Genomic DNA, 18,701 nt, shown 5'->3' on the forward strand with positions numbered 1-18,701 from the left:
ATGATTGAACTCGAAAACGTAAGCAAGAGCTTTACGCTGCACAATCAGGGCAGCGCCGTCATTCCTGTGATGGAACGCGCCAACCTGAAGGTGAACCCCGGTGAATGCGTCGCCTTGACCGGGGCCTCTGGAGCGGGCAAGTCCACGCTGATGCGGGTGATCTATGGCAACTACCTGGCGGCCTCGGGGCGTGTCATGGTGGGGGGCTTGGATGTGGCCCGGGCCGAGCCGCGTGAGATCCTGGCGCTGCGGCGCGAGACCCTGGGCTATGTCAGTCAGTTCCTCCGCGTGGTGCCGCGTGTGCCAACGCTCGAGGTGGTGGCCGAGCCGCTGCTGGCCGTAGGCGTCGATAAAGCAAAAGCTCTGGACAAGGCCGCTGGTCTGTTGGCGCGTCTGAACATCCCCGAACGCCTTTGGGCCCTCAGCCCCACCACCTTTTCGGGTGGTGAACAGCAGCGGGTGAATATCGCCCGCGGTTTCGCGCATGAGTATCCGGCGATGCTGCTGGATGAACCCACTGCCAGCCTTGATGTCACCAACCGCGAGACCGTGCTGTCCCTGATCGAAGAGGCCAAGGCGCGCGACACTGCCATCGTCGGCATTTTTCACGATGTCGAGGCGCGTCAGCGGGTCTGCGACCGCGAGGTCAACGTCTCGCAATTTACGCCGGAGGCCGCATGACACTGGCAACAGTCATAGCCGTCGTCGGGCCGTCTGGCGTAGGCAAGGACAGCGTGATGGAGGCATTGGCCGCGCGTGGGGATGGTCTGCAACTGGTGCGCCGTGTCATTACCCGGCCAGCGGGCGAGGATGGCGAGGTTTTCGCACGCGCCACCGAGGCCGAATTCGACGCTGGCCTGGCTGCGGGTGATTTCCTGCTGAACTGGGACGCACATGGCATGCGCTACGGCATTCCGGCGGTGATCCACGATCAACGCCGTCAGGCGCGTGGCCTGCTGGTGAACCTCTCGCGCTCGGTGCTCGTGGACGCGCAAGAGCTCTTTGGTGACTTTGTGGTGGTGTCGCTCACGGCGTCCCCCGAGGTTCTGGCGGCCCGGCTCGACACCCGCGCCCGCGAGAGTGTCGAGGACCGCCAGCGCCGTCTGGACCGTGCTCGCCTGAAACTGCCCGAAGGGCTGCGCCGGGTGATCGAGGTCGACAACTCCGGTGCCTTGGATCAGACGGTCCAGACGATCCTGTCCCGGCTTCAGTGTGAAAGCGCGTAACGATGGATCATCTGGAACCGGCCATCGCTGCGCTCGCCCACAAGCGCCAGATCGCTGATCACAAAGGGTTTGGGCAGCATCGGGGTCAGCACGCGGTTCAATGCGTCCTGAACACCGGGCAGCTCGGGCTTGGGCAGCTTGCCGGTCAGGGTGATGTGAAAGCGGAACTCGTCCATCACATAGGGGTAGCCCCATTGCAGCAGGTTCGCTTCTTGCGCAGGGTTCAGACCCGCGGCCCGGCGACGTTCCAGCTCTTCGGGCGAGGCAGGGGCGCGAAAGCTGTCCAATCCACGCACAACTTGCGCCGCCAGTTCCCCCAACTCGCTGGTGTTGCCCATCGGACGCAGCGCCAGAAACCGACCCAGCCGCGCCAGTTCCAACCCGTCCAACCAAACAGGGGCAAGCGCGTCGGCCAATTCGCCGCAGGCGCGCTCCAGCGCCTCAACCGTCTGCCTCTCGGCCAGGTGGAACGGCGGTTTGATGGTCCCGTGCAGCCCGTATTTGTGCGGGGTAGCGGTGATCAGGGGCACGTCCAGCCCTGCGAGATCGGGGTGGACCACCGTCTCACCGGTTTCCATGTCCCACCCCAACCAACTGGCCCCAAACCGGGTCCACTCTGCATCAGCGGGTGGCGCAAAATAGATCGCGTATCGCGAGAATGTCACATTGGCCTCCTATGTCGTGGCCTTCCCAATAGCTCAAACCACGTGAAGTTCAGATGACAGAAGAATTGATCCTTGCCAATGCAACGCTGATTTTCCCTGACGAGACCCGCAAAGGGTCCTTGCGGGTGGTGGGCGAGCACATCGAAACCATCGAAGGCGGTGCGACTGTTCCTGCGGGTGCCGTGGACTGTGAGGGGGATTTTGTCTGCCCCGGCTTGATCGAGCTGCACACAGACAACCTGGAACGCCACATCCAGCCACGCCCCAAAGTCGACTGGCCTCATGCGGCAGCCATCATCGCCCACGACGCTGAGCTTGCGGGCACCGGCATCACCACTGTTTTTGATGCCATGCGCGTGGGTTCGATCCCTTCAGGAAAGGCACGCTATGGCAGATACGCGCGTGACCTGGCCACCGAGTTGCTGGAGTTGCGCGCGGCCGATGCGCTCAAGATCAGCCATTTCCTGCACCTGCGCGCCGAAGTGTGCTCGCAAACCCTGGCGGACGAGCTGCGTGAGTTTGGCGAAGAGGACCGTGTGGGAATTGTCTCCCTGATGGATCACACGCCTGGGCAGCGGCAGTTTCGCGACATGACCAAGCTCGAGGCTTATGTGAAGGGCAAGCATTCCATGAGCGACGACGACTTCTTGCAGCATGTCGCGCAACTCAAGGGGCTGCGGGATCAGTATGGCGATCTGCACGAGGCCGAGACTGTGAGACAGGCAGGCGTCTATGGTGCGGTGCTGGCCAGCCATGATGACACCACGGCGGAACAGGTGGCGGTTTCGGCAAGCCACGGTATCCGACTGGCCGAGTTCCCGACGACGGTCGAGGCTGCTCGGGCTTGCCACGAACATGGTATCCAAGTGATGATGGGCGCGCCGAACCTTATTCGGGGCGGTTCGCACTCGGGCAATGTGGCGGCGCGGGAGCTGGCCGAGCTGGACTTGCTGGACATCGTTTCGTCGGATTACGTGCCGTCGGCACTGCTCTTGTCGGCGGTGAAACTGGGCGAGATCTGGGGTGATATGGCGTGCGGGATCAAAACTGCGACGCAAGCACCTGCGCAGGCAGTGGGCCTGGACGATCGCGGTGCTTTGCGCGTCGGCGCCCGGGCCGACCTGCTGCGGTTCCGCATGCGGGCCGGGGTTCCGGCTTTGCGGGCAGTCTGGTCGCGCGGGATGCAGGTGGCGTGACGTTAGGCGCTCTCGTCCTGTGGCGCGGCCAGGAAAGCAGAAAACGGGTGCATCTCGCGAGGCTCATCCGGTGTGCCGGATGAGCCCGGCCCAACCAGAGGAGGTGCCTCGTCAGGGGCGCCGACGATGGGCGGGAGCCTCCCCGTGTTTCGCGCCGCTTTAGGCGCGGTAGAACAGGTAGCGGTCCGGTGCGATGGTCTCGGGGCCTTTGATCTGTTCGAAGCCGACCAGCGGCTGACCGGACACCAACAGTCCACCGGGTTTCATCACGGCGGCGATCAGCGGGCTCAGGCGTGCGGATTCGGCAACATCGTCTTCTTTGATCCCCATGCCAAAGTCGTAATGTGCCAGGGCAATGCTTTGCCCAAACTCGGCCAGTTTGATCAACATCGGCTCGGCCTCTCCCTGCAGGAAGTCCTCTTCAGGGGGGACGCAGGATGGGTGACACTGCAAGATGCGATCCATCACCCAGATGCGACGGCCTGGCAGGATCTCGCGCAGATGGTCATAGGTACGGCCATTGCCAAGTCCCATGTCCAGCACATCGCCGTCCAGCTCAGCGACGGCTTGGGCCGCCCAGTTCAGCCCGTCCCGTTGGGCGGTAAAACGGCGCAACATCGAATCCAATCGGCTCATGGGGTGGGGTCCTCTTCCAGGGTCTCGGCCATTGTCCAGACGCGCGCGGGCCCGTCCAAAAGGCGGGTCAGAACTTCGCGGGTGAATTTCCAGATGTCTTCATCATGAACCAGGTGGTGGGTCAACAGCCCGTAAGGTTCGCTATTGTCGGCCATGCCGGTTCGGCGGTCTTGAAGGTGCTGAACCAGTTGAGAGATCAGGTATTCTTGTGACACCAGACCACGGGTGCCCCGCCAATCAATCGGATCGAGATGCGTGTTGATCTGCCACAGACCGGGGGCGGCCAAAGCGGCCTTGCGCGGGGTCGCCGTGGACAGAACTCTATAGCCGAGAGCTGGCAGTTCCCGCACAACCTCCCGATCAATCCGGTTCCAAGGGGGCACAAACATGGGCGCCAATGACGGTCCGAACAGCGTTCGCAGGTGGTCCAACCCGTCCTTGGCATCCCGAGTTGTGGCATCGATGGGACGATGCGCGCGAAACTCGGCCTTCTTCTCGGACGCTGGTGCATGGTTCTGATGCGCCCAGCCATGAACCACAGGGATCATACCGGGGCTTCCGGCAAGCCTCGTGGCCAAGGCCTTGGAAGCATGCGCCGGGATCACTGCCAAGTGTACCGGAACACCAAGCTCTTCGGACATCGCGCAGAGCTGCTCCAACGCGGTCGTAGGTTCTATGGCATCGTCATCCCGCCACCAGAGCGGCAGGGTCAGATCTTGCTCGCGCCACAGCACAAGCTCTGTGTTCAATGGCGACCAATCCGGCGTCATACGTATGCCTCCAATCGGCCTTCGATGATCTCGACGGTCTTCAAGGCACCATCGAACTCGGCGGCTTGACGCGAGCGCAGGGGCGCGCGCATGGCGTCTTCGATCGAGCGTGCTAGGCGATCATCTGTCAGATCAACACTTGGCAACACCTCGAACCCAGGTAAATCGGCCAAGCTGCGCGCGCGCAGGGTCTGTTCAACCTCTTGACCGTCATCAAACGGGATCAGAACCGCCGGTGAGCCTGCCTGCAACAGATCCAAAGCGGTGTTGTAACCGCACATGCTGACCGAGGCGGCAGCGTGATGCAGCATCTGGCGGAAATCCGGGCGCGCGGGTTCAATGGTCACGTTCTCTGGCGGTGCGTTATGCATCAACGTTGTGATCCGCGCTGTGCTATCGGAGCCACCCACCAACAGGCGCCAGCGTCTGTTGGTGATCTTTCGGGCGGCCTCGATGGCCGCGCGAAAGATTGGTTCGCCCACCGTTCCGCCACCCGCGCTGACGAGGATTTCTCCGCTGCCAAGGCCGTCGGGATGCGCTCCAGCTGCCGGGGGTGCGACATATCCCGTGTAGATCAGCTTTTCAGCCAAAGCCTCGGATACCGGCCAGCTTACCTCAAGACGCGTGGCGTTCGGGTCGGAATGGACCAGAACCGCATCATAAAATTCTAAGAGGATCTCGTCCGTTTTCCGGACCTTCTCGGGTCTCGACGGTGGGGCCAGGATATCGCGGATCGAACAACATATCAGCGGGCGTTTGGGTATGGCGCGCGCGGCCTTGAGCAGGGCCAGGAATTCATTTCGCAACACGCGGCGCCCAAACGGGAACAGCTCGGTGATCAAGGCGTCAGGCTGCACCTCTTGCAGGATTTCAACCATCGCCTTGGATCGCGCAGCCAGATACGGCTCGTCCGCGACCTCACCCGCATCGGTCAGCAACCGGGTAAAATTTGTTCCGTCTGACCTGAGCGGAGGCAAATGGCGCAGATCAACCCCGCTGCTGTCCAACTGTGGTACGGCAAAGCCGCCCGAGATCACCACCACCTCATGCCCTTCTTGCGCAAAGGCACGGCCCAGGGTCAGCGCGCGGCTCAGATGACCGCTGCCCAGCAGGTGGGTGACGGCGATCAGGACCTTCATGCAGCGTCCTCGCGGATCAGCCGGACGGGCTCGGCCTCGGGTTCAAACGTTTCAAGGTCGACGACAAACAAGCGGTTGCGCTTGATTTTGAACGGGGCATCGCCGTCAAAGTCCCAACCGTGCGCTTTGGCCAGGATCACCCGCATGATCCCGATGTGACACACGGCGACCGTGTCCGTGGCGCGTGACTGAACCCAAGGCTCCAGCCGCTCCCACAGTTCTCGAGGACTTTCACCTCCGGGTGCGCGATAATCCCATCCCCAATGCTCGATGTGGCGAAATCCGCTGTCCGGCTGGGCCAACAGATCGACCCCGCGTTTGCCCTCCCAGTCGCCCCAGTTCATCTCGGTCAGTTCGGGCGCACTCAGCGGCGCCCGCCCGGCCACGATCTCGGCGGTTTCGCGGGCGCGGTGCAGAGGGCTCGACCATAGTTCTGCATCGGTCCACTCGGGCGGCAGGCTGAACTGGGACAGATCGCGGCGTGCTTCGTCATCCAGCGGAATATCGCTGCGCCCCTGGATCTGACCGGCTCGGTTCCACGCGGTATGTCCATGACGAAGAAGAGCAAGACGGGTCATCGGGAACCTTTCAAAAACGGGGCAACGGCAGACCAGAACCGCGCGGTTGCGGCTGGCCTCAGATGGGTGTTTGCGATCATCTCGCGGGCGTTTACACCCCATGTGGCGCGATGGTCGGCATCGCGCAAGAGCGACATGACCAGAAAAGCCAGTGCCTCTGTCCCGCTTTCGGGGGCAGGGTATCCATCGCCCAAAAGCACATCCCGTACGCCCGGGCGGTCCTGTGCCACCACGGGCAGGCCATGCGCCTGAGCCTCAAGGTAAACCATACCGAAGGCTTCATTCACACCGGGCCACAGGAACAGGGACGCTGCGCGATAGGCTTTGTCCAGCGCAGCGCGATCCAACTGCCCCAGAAACCGCACGCGTGATCCATAGGGGGCCATCAGGGCCTCGACCTGTGCTCGGGCGGGGCCGTCGCCCGCGATGTCCAGTTGCCAATCGCCAGTCAGATGCGCAAGCGTTTCGGCGACGATCTCATACGAACGCAACTTGTCGCCTTCGCGCATCATGCCGGTTGCCAGCATTGGACCCGTCAGGGTGCTGGCCTCGGGCAGATGATCAGCGGGCAGAAACGGAGGGAAATGCACCAGGGCCTGCGTGCCTGCGCGCTCGCGTTCAAGGGTGATCAGGTCGTTGGCTGTCACGTAGAATATCACACGGGCCGCGTCACAGGCATCGTGGGCGGCTTGCGCAAACCCATACCAGGGGCCGGTCAAGCGGCTGTAGGCTCGGGTGCTTTCAATCTGGACATATGGGATATCCAGCGCCGCACAGACGCGAGGCCCAATCAGATCAGGGGCTTTATAATAGTTGTGGTAGGTGACCCACAGTTCGGTATCTCGGGACAGGTCGCGGGTCAGGCGTTCAACTTCGGCGTCCGCTTGCTGGCGCAAATAAGCCTGCCGCGCCGTGTCACCTGCCTTGTCATAGATCTTGAGCTCCGAGACCAGATCGACCTGCGCGCCGTCGCGCTGTCCGATTGCGGTCATCAAGTTGCGCGCCATTTCACGGTCCCCCGAAGGCACCGCGCTGTGGGGCGACTTCATGGGGGCGTAAAAGGCGACGCGAGGCATGGACTCAGTCGCCTTGCATCAGCATGGTCAGCCGGGACGACAAGCGCGCGATGCCAGGGGCCATGCCGAACTCTCCGACGAGGCGGTCATAGGCGGCGGTGGCATAGGCTTGGGCGCGCGCGGGATTGCTCGCCAGATCACGGATTGCCGCGGTCAATTTGGCCGGGTCATCTTCGACCAGCAGGCCGTGCGTGCCGCTGTCGATGAATTCGGGGATGGCCGAGACAGGCGTCGACAGGATCGGCAGCATTTGCGAGGCCGCCTCCATCAGCACATTGGGCAACCCGTCGCGGTCGCCATCCTTGGCGATCCGACTGGGCAAGACAAACAGATCGGCGGCGCGCATGGCCTCGATCACCTCGGGCTGATCACATGCGCCGCGCCAGGTGATGCGATCTGCGACACCCGCCTCTTTGGCTTGCACCTGCAGCGTGTCTTTTAGATCGCCGCCGCCGATGTGAGTCCAATGCCAATCCATGTCCGCGGGCAATTGAGCAAAGGCTGCGATCAGCCGGTCAAAGCCTTTCTTTTCGACCAGACGGCCAACCGACATCATGTGAAACGGGCTGCCCGTGTCGCGCATCGGGCGCTTGGGCGGGGCGGGAAAGCGGGTCAGGTCGAGGCCATGATAGACCAGATCAATCCGGGTCGGATCATCTGCCATCTCGCGCAGGTGTTCGGCACCAAAGGCGGTGCAGGTGGCACCAAAGACTGCGCCATGGGTGTCGGCACTCAGCTTTTCACGTTTTTCCCATTCGTCGGACGTCCAGATATCCTTGGCATGGGCGGCAAAGCTCCACGGCAGGCCACGCATGATGGCTGCGTAGCGTGCGACCGACGACGGCGTGTGCATAAAATGGGCGTACAGGCCTTGCGTGCACTCAGGCAGTTCGGCGGCCAGAACACAGGCTTGGCCAAAGCGCCGGATGCGGTTGTGGGTCAGGTCGCGCACCAGATCGGCGCGCCAGATGCGATAGGCCTCGGCATAACCGGGCAGCGCTTGGGCTGCTGCGCGCGCGCGCCAGACCCGCTCGGGGTCTTCGTACAGATATTCGGGCAGGTACCGCACCCGCGCGTTGATCCGGTCGTGCAGCGGGTGGCGCTTTTTGTCGGTAGGATAGCGCAGTGACCAGATGTCAAACTCGTGGCCGCTGTCTTCGAGCGCGACCAGTTCCTGAGCGATGAATGTCTCGGACAGGCGTGGCCAACCTTTGACCACGATCGCCAGGGGCGGATTTCGGGACGTCATTGAGCGGCTTGTTCCGTCTTGTTGGTCAGCAGGGCGTTCACACGGCGCGTGACATAGTCGAGCCCGTCGAGCAGCCCTGACGAGATGGCCTGCGAGGGTTTGGGCTGCGTTGCCAGGCCGCGAATGGCCTGGATCATGGTGTCCGGCGTCAACCCGTCGCGGGTTTCATCCAGCATGCGTACCAGCCCCAGGTCCTCGGCGCGGGAGGCGCGCAACCATTGTTCCAGACGCGGGGTGGTGCGGGGCACGATCACGGCGGGTTTGTCAAAGGACAGCACCTCGCAAAAGGTGTTGTAGCCACCCATGCAGATCACGCCCTGGGCGCCTTTGAAGATGGTTTCAATCTGCGATTCAAACCCGACTGCCGTGACGCGCCCATTCAGCGCTTCGACGCGGGTCTCAAAGTCTTCGCGCAGCTCACCCGACAGGAACGGGCCATAGACCAGGACCGCGCGTGGGGCGAGTTCAGGGTCTTTTTCATAAGCGCTGAGCACAAGGTCGACCATGGCCTTGCCGTCGCCGCCGCCACCAGGCGTGATCAAAACATAGGGCTGCTGGGGCGGTTTTCCGTCGACGTTGGCTTCGCGTCGCAGATAACCGGTCCAATGCATCCGGGCCTGTGCATCGGCCGATAGCGGCAGGCCAGCGGTTGGATCATAAATAGAGCGCAGGCCATAAACCCAGATCTCATGATAAAACCGCTCAGTCGCGGTTACGGCATCCTTGCGTTCCCATTCGGCCGCCAGAACCTCTGGCTCGTCCAGAACATCGCGCAAACCCAAAACCAGTTTGGTTTTGCCTTCATTTTGCAGCGTCTCGAGTGTCGGCAAAAGCTCGCCGCGAAAACCGGTCGGTTCCTTGTCGACGATCAGAACATCGGGCTCATATTGTCTGGCCGTGGTGCAAATCAGGCCGGACCGCAAATCGGTCACCTCTTCGATGCCCATTCCGATCGTTTGCGAGGCATAAGAGCCGTCGCTGCGTTTCGTGACACCGGGGAGCCGCACGTGGTCGACCCGCCGTGGAAAGGTGAAACGGCCCGCAACAGGTGACCCTGTCAGGATCAGCGCGGACGCCTCTGGATCTGCGGCCGTGATGGCGGCCGCCAAGGCACGGGACCGTCGCAAGTGGCCCAAGCCAAAGGTGTCGTGACTGTACAGCATGATACGGGGCGCTCGGGGCCCGCCCTTGTGTACCGTCTTTATTGCGTCCCCGCCCATGTTCACGTTGTCGACCTCGGAATAGCTCCGGACAAATTGGTTGCTTCGAGCGCACCGTACCGAATTGTGCGGCGAAATCCAAAGCCTCGAATTTGGGCGGCATTCATTTGGTCATTTGCCACGTGCGCCGCTGCCACATCATCTGCTTTGCCACTTTGAATGAACGGCGCTTTGATGGAGGTCAATCCGGAGTTTGCTGCCGGGTTGAGTTTGGTGCAGGAATAGGCTCGCAGATAGGGAACACTTGATCCGAAGTGCGCCCGGTCGATATCGTCGTGCAAGGGGCGTGCCGTCATGCCCAAGTCCTATGGTCGGCCGATCTGTCTCGGCTGTTATCCTTCGCGCAGGCACGGTATGAACGTCACAGCCGTCTTGCCCTTCTTTATGTCCTACTATTTGACCTGAACGAGATTGAAAATAAGATATTACTCACGAAAAGGTAGTTCGGTCACGTGACAGATTGGTTTACCCTGCGTCGGCACTGTGTAAGCAAGCCATTTGAACAACATGCGCCTGTCCGATAGGTTCTCTGCCAGGTTCAGTTAACCAAAGAAAGACCTCCATGCTGACCATTGTTCTTCGCATTCTTGCAATGTTGGCGCTGTTCTTCGTGGTGTCCACCACAGCCGCACAGGCCCAATTGTCACTCTACTCCGGTGCGGGCGGCTCCAGCAGCAGTGAAACCACGGCGGACACCGATCTGGCCACGGCCATCCGAGAGGCGACCGAAGCCGGTGCCAGTGTCATCGTCATCGACAGTTCCGGCAATCTCGCGACGGCAGGTCAGACACCCGGTGCCGACGCAGAGGGCGAAAAGGCTGACCCGATGGGGGAGGCCTCGCAATTGATGCAGGCGCAATCGCAATGGGCCGAGTTCCGCAAGGCGCTTGAAGCGCGGCTTGCTGCTTTGCCCTATTCGATCTTCGAGGTGCAATACATCCTGCGCCAGACCAGCCCCGACGGTCAGATCAGCACTTACCTATGGGTTCTGGCAATCAACATCGGTCTGCTACTGATTGGGCGGTGGTTGTCAGTAGAGATCTACGGAAAGCGGGTTGCAAAGAAATATGTGGTCTCGCGGATCAAGGACAATCCGGTCGGATATCAGGACAAGATGCCGTTCCTGGTGTTCCGCTTTGTCATGGGGATTGGTGGCACGCTGTTTGCGATGCTGTTTGCCACGATCATTGGCTTGCTGATCTTTGGTGAGTCCGAAGACATTTCGATCCAGTTCACCGTCACAGCGATTTTCACGGCCTATTTCCTGTCGCGCACGGTCTCCGATCTTTGGCGGATGGTCTTGTCGCCATTTCTGAGCCAATACCGTATCCCTCCGTTTTCGGACAAGGACGCCAAGCGGCTGTACATCTGGGCGTCGGTTCTGGCGACCTACGATATTTCAACGGTGCTGTTTTCCACCTGGGTCGCGGATTTTGGACTGAACTACAACGTCTACGCGATGGTTTATGGCGTGCTGACGGCGGCAGGTGCAGCGTTCAACGTGCTGATGATCCTGTTCAATGCGAGGGCCATCACAGAGGCCATACGCGCAGGTCGCAGCAAAGAGCAGGTCTCTTGGATGCTGTGGGCGATTTCGATCGCCTGGGCCCCGGTTCTGATCCTTTACATCGCGTTCAGCTGGTTCTCGCTGGCATTGGATCTTGTGCTGGAGAACCCGGTTCCGATCCCATTGATTGCCGGCACCTATGGAATATTCATGTCTGTCGTCGTCGCTTATGGCGCGATGAACTACATGCTGGAGCGGTATTTCAACCGGTCGCGCAAGGTGCAGCAGATCAACGCTGAATTGGCTGAAGCCGAGGCAAGTGAAGAACCGCTACCGGCACTGCCGATGGAGTTGGCGCATACGATCTCGACCTATGAGGATCTGGCACGACGGGTGGCAGGCATCCTGGCCTTTGTGGTTGGGGCCTATGCCCTGCTGGTGATCTGGAACCCGGATGCAGATTGGACCCAGGATCTGCCGATGGAACGGTTCCTGGACGTGATGATGATCCTGTTCATCGGCTATGTCGTCTTCCACTTTTTCCGCATCTGGATCGACAGCAAGATTGCTGAAGAGGGTGGAGACATGGAAGAAGGCGAGCTGGGGGATGAGGGCGGTGGCTCATCTGCAAGCCGTTTGGCGACCCTGTTGCCGCTGTTCCGGGGGGCGATCCTGGCCGTTGTTGTCGTATCGATCGTTTTGATCGTGTTGCTGGAAATCGGCATCAACGTGAGCCCGCTGTTCGCGGGTGCAGGTGTTGTTGGTCTGGCGGTGGGCTTCGGCTCTCAGACGCTTGTGCGGGACATCTTCTCGGGTGCGTTTTTCCTGCTGGATGACGCGTTCCGCAAGGGGGAATACATCGACATTGGCGATGTGAAGGGCACGGTCGAAAAGATCTCGGTTCGGTCGTTCCAGTTGCGCCACCATCTGGGCGCGCTCAACACCATTCCGTTTGGCGAGATCAAGGTTCTCACGAACTACTCCCGTGACTGGGTGATCATGAAGCTGCCCCTTCGGGTGACCTATGACACCGACGTTGAAAAGGTGCGCAAACTGATCAAGAACCTCGGGAAAGAGCTGCTGACCGATCCGGTGATCGGCGACAACTTCATCCAGCCGCTCAAATCGCAGGGTGTGATCGAGATGCAGGATTCCGCGATGATCATCCGGGTCAAGTTTATGACTAAACCGGGCGATCAGTGGCTTGTACGCAAGCGTGTGTATCAAGATATTCGCGAACTCTTTGCCCGTGAAGGCGTGAAATTTGCCCACCGCGAAGTTACCGTGCGCCTTGCGGATGAGAAAGACCCCAAAGACCTGTCCGCGAAACAGCGCGAAGCGGTCACTGGCGCGGTGCAGGCAGCCATTGATGAAGACTACCTAGATGACATTGGGCCTGGCGGCGACCAGGACTAAAGCTCCGGGGGGCTCCCGCCCCCTTGGCGTCTTTCTGACGAAATACCCTCGGGGTTGGGCGTAGCGCCGCGCTGATGCGCGGCGCGGTTGCTCTGCTTGGTATTTGGTTTGGCAGAACCTCTAGGGGCGTTCGGTATGCCCGGTTTACTGCTGGTAAGGATCGAGGCTATCGCGCAAGCCGTCACCCAAGAAGTTGAAGGCCAGTACAATGATGATGATTGGAATCATCGGGATGGCTGTCCACGGGTAAATCTCGATCGAAGCAAGGTTTTGCGCGTCGTTCAGCATCACGCCCCAACTCACGGCAGGCGCCCTGAGACCGAGCCCCAGGAAGCTGAGGGCTGTCTCCCCCAGGATCATCGCCGGAATCGACAGCGTGGCGCTGGCGATCAGGTGGCTCATGAAGTTGGGCAGCAGGTGCTTGCGGATCACCCGACCCGAGCTTGCACCCATCATTTCCGCTGCGCGTACGTATTCCTCTTCACGCAACGACAGGAACTTGGCGCGGACCGCACGGGCGAGGCCTGGCCAGTCCAGGATGCCGAGGATGATCGAGATGATGAAGAAGACGGCCACCGGCCCCCAGTTCGACGGCACCGCCGCCGACAAAGCCAGCCAAAGCGGCAGTTCGGGCAGGGATCGCAGGATCTCGATCACGCGATTGATGACCCAGTCGATACGACCGCCAAAGTAGCCCGCAATCGAGCCAAGCAGGATGCCCAGAAAGAAGGACACAGATATGCCGATCAGGCCAACGGTGAGCGAGAGTTGCGCGCCATAAAGGATGCGGCTGAACACATCGCGTCCCAAACGGTCGGATCCCCACAGGAACAATGTGGCCCCGTCAGGGGCGCAGAACAGATGCGTGTCGCTGGGGATGAAACCGGCCAAGCTGTACTCGGCGCCTTCGCAAAAGAATTCGAGCGGAACCGGGGTCGTTGTGTCCGGTTTGAACACCCACTGGAATGTTTCCAGATCTGCCTCTGCCGTGATTGGATAGACAAAGGGACCCAGGAATTCGCCCTCATGCACCCAATGCACGGCCTGTGGCGGGGCATAAAGGTGGTCCGAGTTTCGTTCATTCGCACCATAGGGCGCGATGAAGCCGGCAAAGGGCAGCATCAAATAGCAAAACAGCAGAAAGATGCCCGAAATCAAACCCAGCTTGTGGGTCTTGAACTTGCGCCAGATAAGCACCCAATTGGGCGCGTCCAGATCGCGGCGTTCCAGTTGTTGGATCGAAACCTGCGGGTCGTATGGCGCGTCATCGACGTAGCGCCCGTCGGGGAGTTTGGTCATGACTCGCGCCCTTCATATCTGATGCGCGGGTCAAGCATGACCAGCAGAATGTCTGATATCATGGTGCCGATCAGGGTCAGCAAGGCCACAAACATCAGGATGAAAGCCGACAGGAATTGATCCTGTGTCTTGAGAGCGGTCAGCAGTGCCGGGCCGATGGTTTGCAGGCCCATCACAACCGAGACCAGAACCGAACCCGAAACCATCGAGGGCAGCAGGTTACCGATGTCGGCCACAAAGGGGTTGAACGCCACGCGCAGTGGATACTTGGTAAGCATCCGGCTGGGGGCCATGCCTTTGGCGATGGCGGTTTCCACGTAGGGTTTGCCCAATTCGTCCAACATGTTGGCCCGCAGGCGCTGCATCATCGCGGATGCACCAGCGGTGCCGATCACGATTGTAGGTACAATCAGATGCACCATGATCGATTTCATCTTTTCCCAGGTCAGCGGTTCCCCCTCAAACGAGGGGTCCATCAGGCCGCCGATGGGAATGTTCAGGTACTTGCGCCCATAATAATAAAGGATCAGCGCCAGCAAGAAGTTCGGCGTGGCCAGGCCCAGATAGCCGACAAAGGCCGAAGTATAATCGATCCAGGTGCGCGACTTGGCGGCGGCGATCACGCCCAGGGGCAGGGCCAGCGCATAAACAAAGACGATGGCGGCCATGTTGACCAGAACCGTAAGCCACAGGCTGTCGCCGACGATCTCGCGCACGGGGCGGTCAAACTCGAACGACCAGCCAAAGTTGCCTTGGATCAGACCGGAAAACCCATGCGGGCCGGGCATGAAGCCCATCCAGATCATGTACTGTTCCCACAGGGCGCGATCCAGTGCGTATTCCTTGCGTAGGAATTCGGCCTTGGCGACACCCGCGGATTGGCCCGAAGCCTTGAGCTCGGCGATCTGGTTCGACAGGTAGTCGCCTGGGGGCAGGTTGATGATCACGAACACCAGAACCGACACCACCAGCAGGGTCAGCAGCATGGTGCCAAAGCGATAAATTGCGTAGCGCAGGATGCTCATTCAGCTTGTCCCGTCACTCGGCCATGAAAAATTCGTCGGGCCGATGCACGCCGAAGTGCGCACCGGGGTCCCAAGCCCATAGACCCTTTTTGGGCACGTTGCGCATCCGGTTCGATACGACGATGGGCTGCGGCGCCTCGGCCAGAATACCAATGCCAAAAAGCTGTTCCGAGTGAATCTTCAGCATCTCTGTCCAGACGGCGGCGCGCTGTTCGTCAGTGTCGGCGCGGTCCCAATCCAGAGCCAGTTCCATCAGACGTTGCGCCTCAGGCATGTCTGGGGCTTCGCCGACATCGCCATTGGTCTGGTAATTCTGCCCCCATTTGGGCCAGGCCAAAAACTCCTGATGGCGCGGTGCCAGATAATCGGGTGAGGTGTAGGTCTGCGGGATGCCATTGTCCCAGCCAAACCAGACCGAGGCCATGGTGTTGCCCGCATAAACCCGGTTGCGCAGGATGTCGCGGTCCAGCGGACGCATGACCAGTTTGACGCCGATCTCGCGCCAGGTGTCGGTCACGATTTGCAGCGCGTTTTCAACCTCTTGCCGCTCGCCCGCCGTTTCAATGACGATTTCCATCGGACGACCATCTGGCAGCATGCGGATGCCGTTGCCATCGCGTTTGTCCAACCCGGCCTCGTCCAGCAAGGCGTTGGCAGTTTCGGGGTCAAAGGCGGCCCAGGCGTCGCGCAATTCCTGTTTGAAGAACGGAGAGGCAGGCAACACGGTCATCGAACCAGGCTTGGCCAGCTTGAAATAGAGCGCCTGATTGATGGTTTTGCGGTCGATGCCAAGCGACAGCGCGCGGCGCACGCGCACGTCCCGCATAATCTCACGCCAGACCGGATCGGCATAGTTCAGGTTAGGATAGATCGCGATTTGCGAGGCCACGCCCGTCTGCCACAGGTTTGTTTTGTAGTTCCCGTCAGCTTCGCCCTTTTTCAGGATCGACGTGTCGCGAAAGTCCAACCCACGCCCTTGCAGGTCAACCTCGCCCGCGTTGGACTTGGCGGCGACCAGACCTGGGGCGACGATTTCCATCTCGACGATGTCGATATAGGGCAGTTGCACGCCGTTGCTGTCGATGCGGTGGTAATAGGGGTTGCGGACAAAGTTGTGGCGGATCTTCTTGCCCGCGCTTGCATTGATCCAGGGCTGAAGGGTGGGAAGTTCGGAATTGTCGAACTTGTACATGTTGTCGCGCTTGTTGTGCAGCGCGGCCCAGCTTTTGACCCGGGCGTCTTCGACTTTCACCGCCAACTGCTCGGCGTCAGCGAAATCGCCATGATAATCCTTCAGGAAATGCGCTGGGCGGTAGATGAACGGTGGGCGCGCCTGAGCAAGCGATTGCAGGAAATTGGGGTTCGGGTGCTCCCATTCATATACAACGGTAAGCTCGTCGGGGAACGAGACCTTGGGCAACTCGCCCTCGATCCGCAGGAAATCAAGCGGGCCGGCGGGGCTGAGCAGCGGGTTGTTGGCAACGTCTTCCCACCAGTATCTGAAATCGTCCGAGGTGAACGGCGCGCCATCAGACCATTTGTGGCCCGGGCGCAGGCGTAAGGTGAACTTGCGGTTGTTTTCATTCTCGTAAGACGCCAGCAGGTCTGGCACAAGCTCGTAATTCTCGTTGTAGCCGACCAGACGAGCATAGCCATAAACCACCATCTGCCGGATGTCCTTGGACCGGGTCACCATGGTCGAAAGCGTACCGCCTTGCTGGCCGAATTCGCGGCCCTTGGCCTCCAAATCAACAATGATTGGCTCGTCCGGGATGCGCTCGTTCACCGGGGGCAGATCACCAGCGTCCACTTCGGCCTGCCAGAAGGAGCTTTCCTGCAGCGGCGGGATCGGGTTCGCTCCGGCGGGCATCAGGCTGGCGATCACCAGCGATGCGGCAAGAAACAAAGAGCGGCGTTTGGGTTCAAACATGACAGCGTACCTTATGGCCGGGTTCCAGCTCCACCAATGAGGGTACCATGGTGTCGGTAAAACGGAAGGCTTCGGCCCATTTTTCAGGAGAGCCGGCGCCTTGGGCGACCAGTTTGAGGTTGATGGGGCGCTCGATATCCGGCTCGGGTTGAGCCGCGATCAACGCTTTGGTGTAAGGATGTTGGGGATTATAGAACAAAGTATCGGGGGGGGCCTGTTCGACGATCAGACCTTGTCGCATCACGGCGACCTCATCGGCGATACGGGCCACAACGGCCAGATCGTGCGAGATGAAGAGATAGCTGAGACCCAGCCCCTCTTGCAGTTCTTCCAGCAGGGTCAGGATCTGTTCCTGAACAGACACATCAAGGGCCGAGGTCGGTTCGTCACAGACAATCAATGACGGATCCAGCATCATGGCGCGCGCAACCGACAGGCGTTGGCGTTGCCCGCCCGAGAACGCATGTGGATAACGTTTCAGCATGTCCGAGTTCAGGCCAACGCGCTGTAGCATCTGGGCCGCCTTGTCGCGCTGTTCGGATTTGGTGCCGATTTTGTGGATCTCGAGCGGTTCGGTCATCGCATCCTGCACCCGCATACGCGGGCTGAGCGAGCTGTAGGGGTCTTGAAACACCATCTGCGCGTCCCGTTGGAACGCGGTGCGGGTGGCGCGGTCCATCTTGTGGACGGTGATCGGATCAGCGCCCGGTGTCGCGCGGAACAGAACTTCGCTACCTTCGTCCGGCAACTCGGCCCCAAGGGCAATGCGGGCCGCTGTGGTCTTGCCTGAGCCACTTTCGCCCACAATGGCGAGCGTCTTGCCGCGTGGCAGTTTCAGATCAACGCCCCGACAGGCATGCACCAGAACGTCCGGCTTCCAGGCCGAGCCTGATCGCATGGTGAACGTCTTGTTGACCTTGTTCATCTCCAAGATCAGGTCGTCGTCGGGCAGTGGGGGCGCTAGCGTTGCCTCTGCCGGAATGGCAGGGGCCGCGTTGAACAGTTGCTGCGTGTAAGGATGCGCAGGGGACTTGAGCAACGGCTCAGCGGCACCAGCTTCCATCACGCGGCCCTTGTGCATGACGACGACCTTTTCGGCCATGTTTGCCACCACGCCCAAATCATGGGTCACCAGGATCAGAGCCATGCCTGTTTCCTGTTGCAGTTCCTTGATCAGGCCCAGAACCTGCGCCTGTGTGGTCACGTCGAGGGCTGTGGTCGGTTCGTCAGCGATCAGCAGATCGGGTTTCGATACCATTGCCATCGCGATCATCGCCCGCTGGCGCATGCCACCTGACATCTCGAACGGATAAGAGCGATAGGCGCGTTCAGGGTCGGGAAAGCCCACCCGCTCGAATGTCTGCAGAACCTGACGCTTGGCCTCTTTCTCGGACGCGCCGCGGTGCAGCCATAGAACTTCGCTCACCTGATTGCCGATCCGATGCAGCGGCGACAAGGAGCGCATCGGTTCCTGAAAGATCATCGAGACCTGATCGCCACGCACATCACGCATCTTGCGTTCGGACATCTCGGACAGCGTCAGGGGCCCTTTTTCCGTGTTCAGCGTGATCCGACCCGACCGGATTTGCGCGGCCCTTGGCAGGATGCGCAACACAGCACGGCAGGTGACGGTCTTGCCTGATCCGGATTCCCCAACCAAGGCAAGCGTTTCACCGGGCATCACGTCAAAGTTCACATCTTTGACAACCGCTTCGCCGGACCCGAATCCAATGCTCAGATTTTCGACAGATAACAAAGGGGTCATTCAG

Annotated in this window: 17 protein-coding genes; 4 read left to right on the plus strand and 13 right to left on the minus strand. The window is 60.5% G+C overall.

The window, feature by feature from the left end:
- A complete protein-coding gene (phnL, locus tag TRM7615_RS12980; protein ID WP_108788176.1) occupies window positions 1-681 on the plus strand; it encodes a phosphonate C-P lyase system protein PhnL in 681 nt (226 codons plus the stop codon).
- Complete coding sequence (locus TRM7615_RS12985) at window positions 678-1,226, plus strand: ribose 1,5-bisphosphate phosphokinase PhnN (protein ID WP_108788178.1); 549 nt, start codon at window positions 678-680, stop codon at window positions 1,224-1,226. Before phnL ends, TRM7615_RS12985 begins: the two co-directional genes overlap by 4 nt.
- Here the strand turns inward: TRM7615_RS12985 and TRM7615_RS12990 are convergent.
- Window positions 1,208-1,891: a DUF1045 domain-containing protein gene (locus TRM7615_RS12990; protein WP_108788180.1), complete on the minus strand. Its 684-nt coding sequence runs from the start codon at window positions 1,889-1,891 to the stop codon at window positions 1,208-1,210. The genes TRM7615_RS12985 and TRM7615_RS12990 overlap by 19 nt on opposite strands.
- A gap of 53 nt (window positions 1,892-1,944) precedes the next feature.
- Between TRM7615_RS12990 and TRM7615_RS12995 the strand changes: the two genes are divergently transcribed.
- Window positions 1,945-3,087 carry an alpha-D-ribose 1-methylphosphonate 5-triphosphate diphosphatase gene (locus TRM7615_RS12995; protein WP_108788182.1) on the plus strand — a complete coding sequence of 381 codons (1,143 nt, stop codon included), beginning with the start codon at window positions 1,945-1,947 and terminating at the stop codon, window positions 3,085-3,087.
- Window positions 3,088-3,246: 159 nt separating this feature from the next.
- Here the strand turns inward: TRM7615_RS12995 and TRM7615_RS13000 are convergent, their stop codons facing one another.
- The 8 genes from TRM7615_RS13000 to TRM7615_RS13035 are packed head-to-tail and all read right to left on the minus strand — an operon-like array spanning window position 3,247 to window position 10,051.
- Window positions 3,247-3,723: a class I SAM-dependent methyltransferase gene (locus TRM7615_RS13000; RefSeq protein WP_108788184.1), complete on the minus strand. Its 477-nt coding sequence runs from the start codon at window positions 3,721-3,723 to the stop codon at window positions 3,247-3,249.
- Window positions 3,720-4,493 carry a polysaccharide deacetylase family protein gene (locus tag TRM7615_RS13005; RefSeq protein ID WP_108788186.1) on the minus strand — a complete coding sequence of 258 codons (774 nt, stop codon included), beginning with the start codon at window positions 4,491-4,493 and terminating at the stop codon, window positions 3,720-3,722. The genes TRM7615_RS13000 and TRM7615_RS13005 overlap by 4 nt, the downstream gene beginning before the upstream one ends.
- Window positions 4,490-5,632 (minus strand): glycosyltransferase family protein, encoded by a 1,143-nt coding sequence (locus tag TRM7615_RS13010; protein ID WP_108788188.1) that lies wholly within the window; start codon window positions 5,630-5,632, stop codon window positions 4,490-4,492. Before TRM7615_RS13010 ends, TRM7615_RS13005 begins: the two co-directional genes overlap by 4 nt.
- On the minus strand, window positions 5,629-6,210 hold the full coding sequence (locus TRM7615_RS13015) for a histidine phosphatase family protein (RefSeq protein WP_108788190.1): 582 nt from the start codon (window positions 6,208-6,210) through the stop codon (window positions 5,629-5,631). Before TRM7615_RS13015 ends, TRM7615_RS13010 begins: the two co-directional genes overlap by 4 nt.
- Window positions 6,207-7,286, minus strand: a complete 1,080-nt coding sequence (locus TRM7615_RS13020) for a glycosyltransferase family 4 protein (RefSeq protein ID WP_108788192.1) — start codon at window positions 7,284-7,286, stop codon at window positions 6,207-6,209. The genes TRM7615_RS13015 and TRM7615_RS13020 overlap by 4 nt, the downstream gene beginning before the upstream one ends.
- A 4-nt stretch (window positions 7,287-7,290) precedes the next feature.
- On the minus strand, window positions 7,291-8,535 hold the full coding sequence (locus tag TRM7615_RS13025; protein WP_108788194.1) for a glycosyltransferase: 1,245 nt from the start codon (window positions 8,533-8,535) through the stop codon (window positions 7,291-7,293).
- A complete protein-coding gene (locus tag TRM7615_RS13030; protein ID WP_108788196.1) occupies window positions 8,532-9,755 on the minus strand; it encodes a glycosyltransferase family protein in 1,224 nt (407 codons plus the stop codon). Before TRM7615_RS13030 ends, TRM7615_RS13025 begins: the two co-directional genes overlap by 4 nt.
- A 2-nt stretch (window positions 9,756-9,757) precedes the next feature.
- Complete coding sequence (locus TRM7615_RS13035) at window positions 9,758-10,051, minus strand: hypothetical protein (protein ID WP_108788198.1); 294 nt, start codon at window positions 10,049-10,051, stop codon at window positions 9,758-9,760.
- A 266-nt stretch (window positions 10,052-10,317) separates the two neighbouring features.
- Here TRM7615_RS13035 and TRM7615_RS13040 point away from each other — a divergent pair, with 266 nt between their 5' ends.
- The gene (locus TRM7615_RS13040) at window positions 10,318-12,678 is read left to right on the plus strand and encodes a mechanosensitive ion channel family protein (protein ID WP_108788200.1); all 2,361 of its coding nucleotides are present in this window, start codon (window positions 10,318-10,320) and stop codon (window positions 12,676-12,678) included.
- A 144-nt stretch (window positions 12,679-12,822) separates the two neighbouring features.
- Here TRM7615_RS13040 and TRM7615_RS13045 read toward each other — a convergent pair whose 3' ends face one another.
- From TRM7615_RS13045 to TRM7615_RS13060, 4 genes are read right to left on the minus strand one after another with little or no spacing between them, the layout of a single operon-like run.
- On the minus strand, window positions 12,823-13,977 hold the full coding sequence (locus TRM7615_RS13045; protein ID WP_108788202.1) for an ABC transporter permease: 1,155 nt from the start codon (window positions 13,975-13,977) through the stop codon (window positions 12,823-12,825).
- The gene (locus tag TRM7615_RS13050; RefSeq protein ID WP_108788204.1) at window positions 13,974-15,002 is read right to left on the minus strand and encodes an ABC transporter permease; all 1,029 of its coding nucleotides are present in this window, start codon (window positions 15,000-15,002) and stop codon (window positions 13,974-13,976) included. Before TRM7615_RS13050 ends, TRM7615_RS13045 begins: the two co-directional genes overlap by 4 nt.
- A gap of 13 nt (window positions 15,003-15,015) precedes the next feature.
- Window positions 15,016-16,932: an ABC transporter substrate-binding protein gene (locus TRM7615_RS13055; RefSeq protein ID WP_108788206.1), complete on the minus strand. Its 1,917-nt coding sequence runs from the start codon at window positions 16,930-16,932 to the stop codon at window positions 15,016-15,018.
- Window positions 16,925-18,697 (minus strand): ABC transporter ATP-binding protein, encoded by a 1,773-nt coding sequence (locus TRM7615_RS13060; protein WP_108788208.1) that lies wholly within the window; start codon window positions 18,695-18,697, stop codon window positions 16,925-16,927. Before TRM7615_RS13060 ends, TRM7615_RS13055 begins: the two co-directional genes overlap by 8 nt.
- Window positions 18,698-18,701: the final 4 nt, after the last annotated feature.

It is taken from the genome of Falsiruegeria mediterranea M17 (assembly GCF_900302455.1).
In the GTDB taxonomy this organism is placed as follows: domain Bacteria; phylum Pseudomonadota; class Alphaproteobacteria; order Rhodobacterales; family Rhodobacteraceae; genus Falsiruegeria; species Falsiruegeria mediterranea.

Bases quoted from the DNA above. Each gene is read 5' to 3' on its own strand.
- TRM7615_RS13035 (WP_108788198.1), bottom strand. From the start codon at position 10,051: ATGACGGCACGCCCCTTGCACGACGATATCGACCGGGCGCACTTCGGA.
- phnL (WP_108788176.1), top strand. From the start codon at position 1: ATGATTGAACTCGAAAACGTAAGCAAGAGCTTTACGCTGCACAATCAG.
- TRM7615_RS13020 (WP_108788192.1), bottom strand. From the start codon at position 7,286: ATGCCTCGCGTCGCCTTTTACGCCCCCATGAAGTCGCCCCACAGCGCG.
- TRM7615_RS13060 (WP_108788208.1), bottom strand. From the start codon at position 18,697: ATGACCCCTTTGTTATCTGTCGAAAATCTGAGCATTGGATTCGGGTCC.
- TRM7615_RS13015 (WP_108788190.1), bottom strand. From the start codon at position 6,210: ATGACCCGTCTTGCTCTTCTTCGTCATGGACATACCGCGTGGAACCGA.
- TRM7615_RS13055 (WP_108788206.1), bottom strand. From the start codon at position 16,932: ATGTTTGAACCCAAACGCCGCTCTTTGTTTCTTGCCGCATCGCTGGTG.
- TRM7615_RS13010 (WP_108788188.1), bottom strand. From the start codon at position 5,632: ATGAAGGTCCTGATCGCCGTCACCCACCTGCTGGGCAGCGGTCATCTG.
- TRM7615_RS12995 (WP_108788182.1), top strand. From the start codon at position 1,945: ATGACAGAAGAATTGATCCTTGCCAATGCAACGCTGATTTTCCCTGAC.
- TRM7615_RS13050 (WP_108788204.1), bottom strand. From the start codon at position 15,002: ATGAGCATCCTGCGCTACGCAATTTATCGCTTTGGCACCATGCTGCTG.
- TRM7615_RS13045 (WP_108788202.1), bottom strand. From the start codon at position 13,977: ATGACCAAACTCCCCGACGGGCGCTACGTCGATGACGCGCCATACGAC.
- TRM7615_RS13000 (WP_108788184.1), bottom strand. From the start codon at position 3,723: ATGAGCCGATTGGATTCGATGTTGCGCCGTTTTACCGCCCAACGGGAC.
- TRM7615_RS13005 (WP_108788186.1), bottom strand. From the start codon at position 4,493: ATGACGCCGGATTGGTCGCCATTGAACACAGAGCTTGTGCTGTGGCGC.
- TRM7615_RS13040 (WP_108788200.1), top strand. From the start codon at position 10,318: ATGCTGACCATTGTTCTTCGCATTCTTGCAATGTTGGCGCTGTTCTTC.
- TRM7615_RS13025 (WP_108788194.1), bottom strand. From the start codon at position 8,535: ATGACGTCCCGAAATCCGCCCCTGGCGATCGTGGTCAAAGGTTGGCCA.
- TRM7615_RS12985 (WP_108788178.1), top strand. From the start codon at position 678: ATGACACTGGCAACAGTCATAGCCGTCGTCGGGCCGTCTGGCGTAGGC.
- TRM7615_RS13030 (WP_108788196.1), bottom strand. From the start codon at position 9,755: ATGGGCGGGGACGCAATAAAGACGGTACACAAGGGCGGGCCCCGAGCG.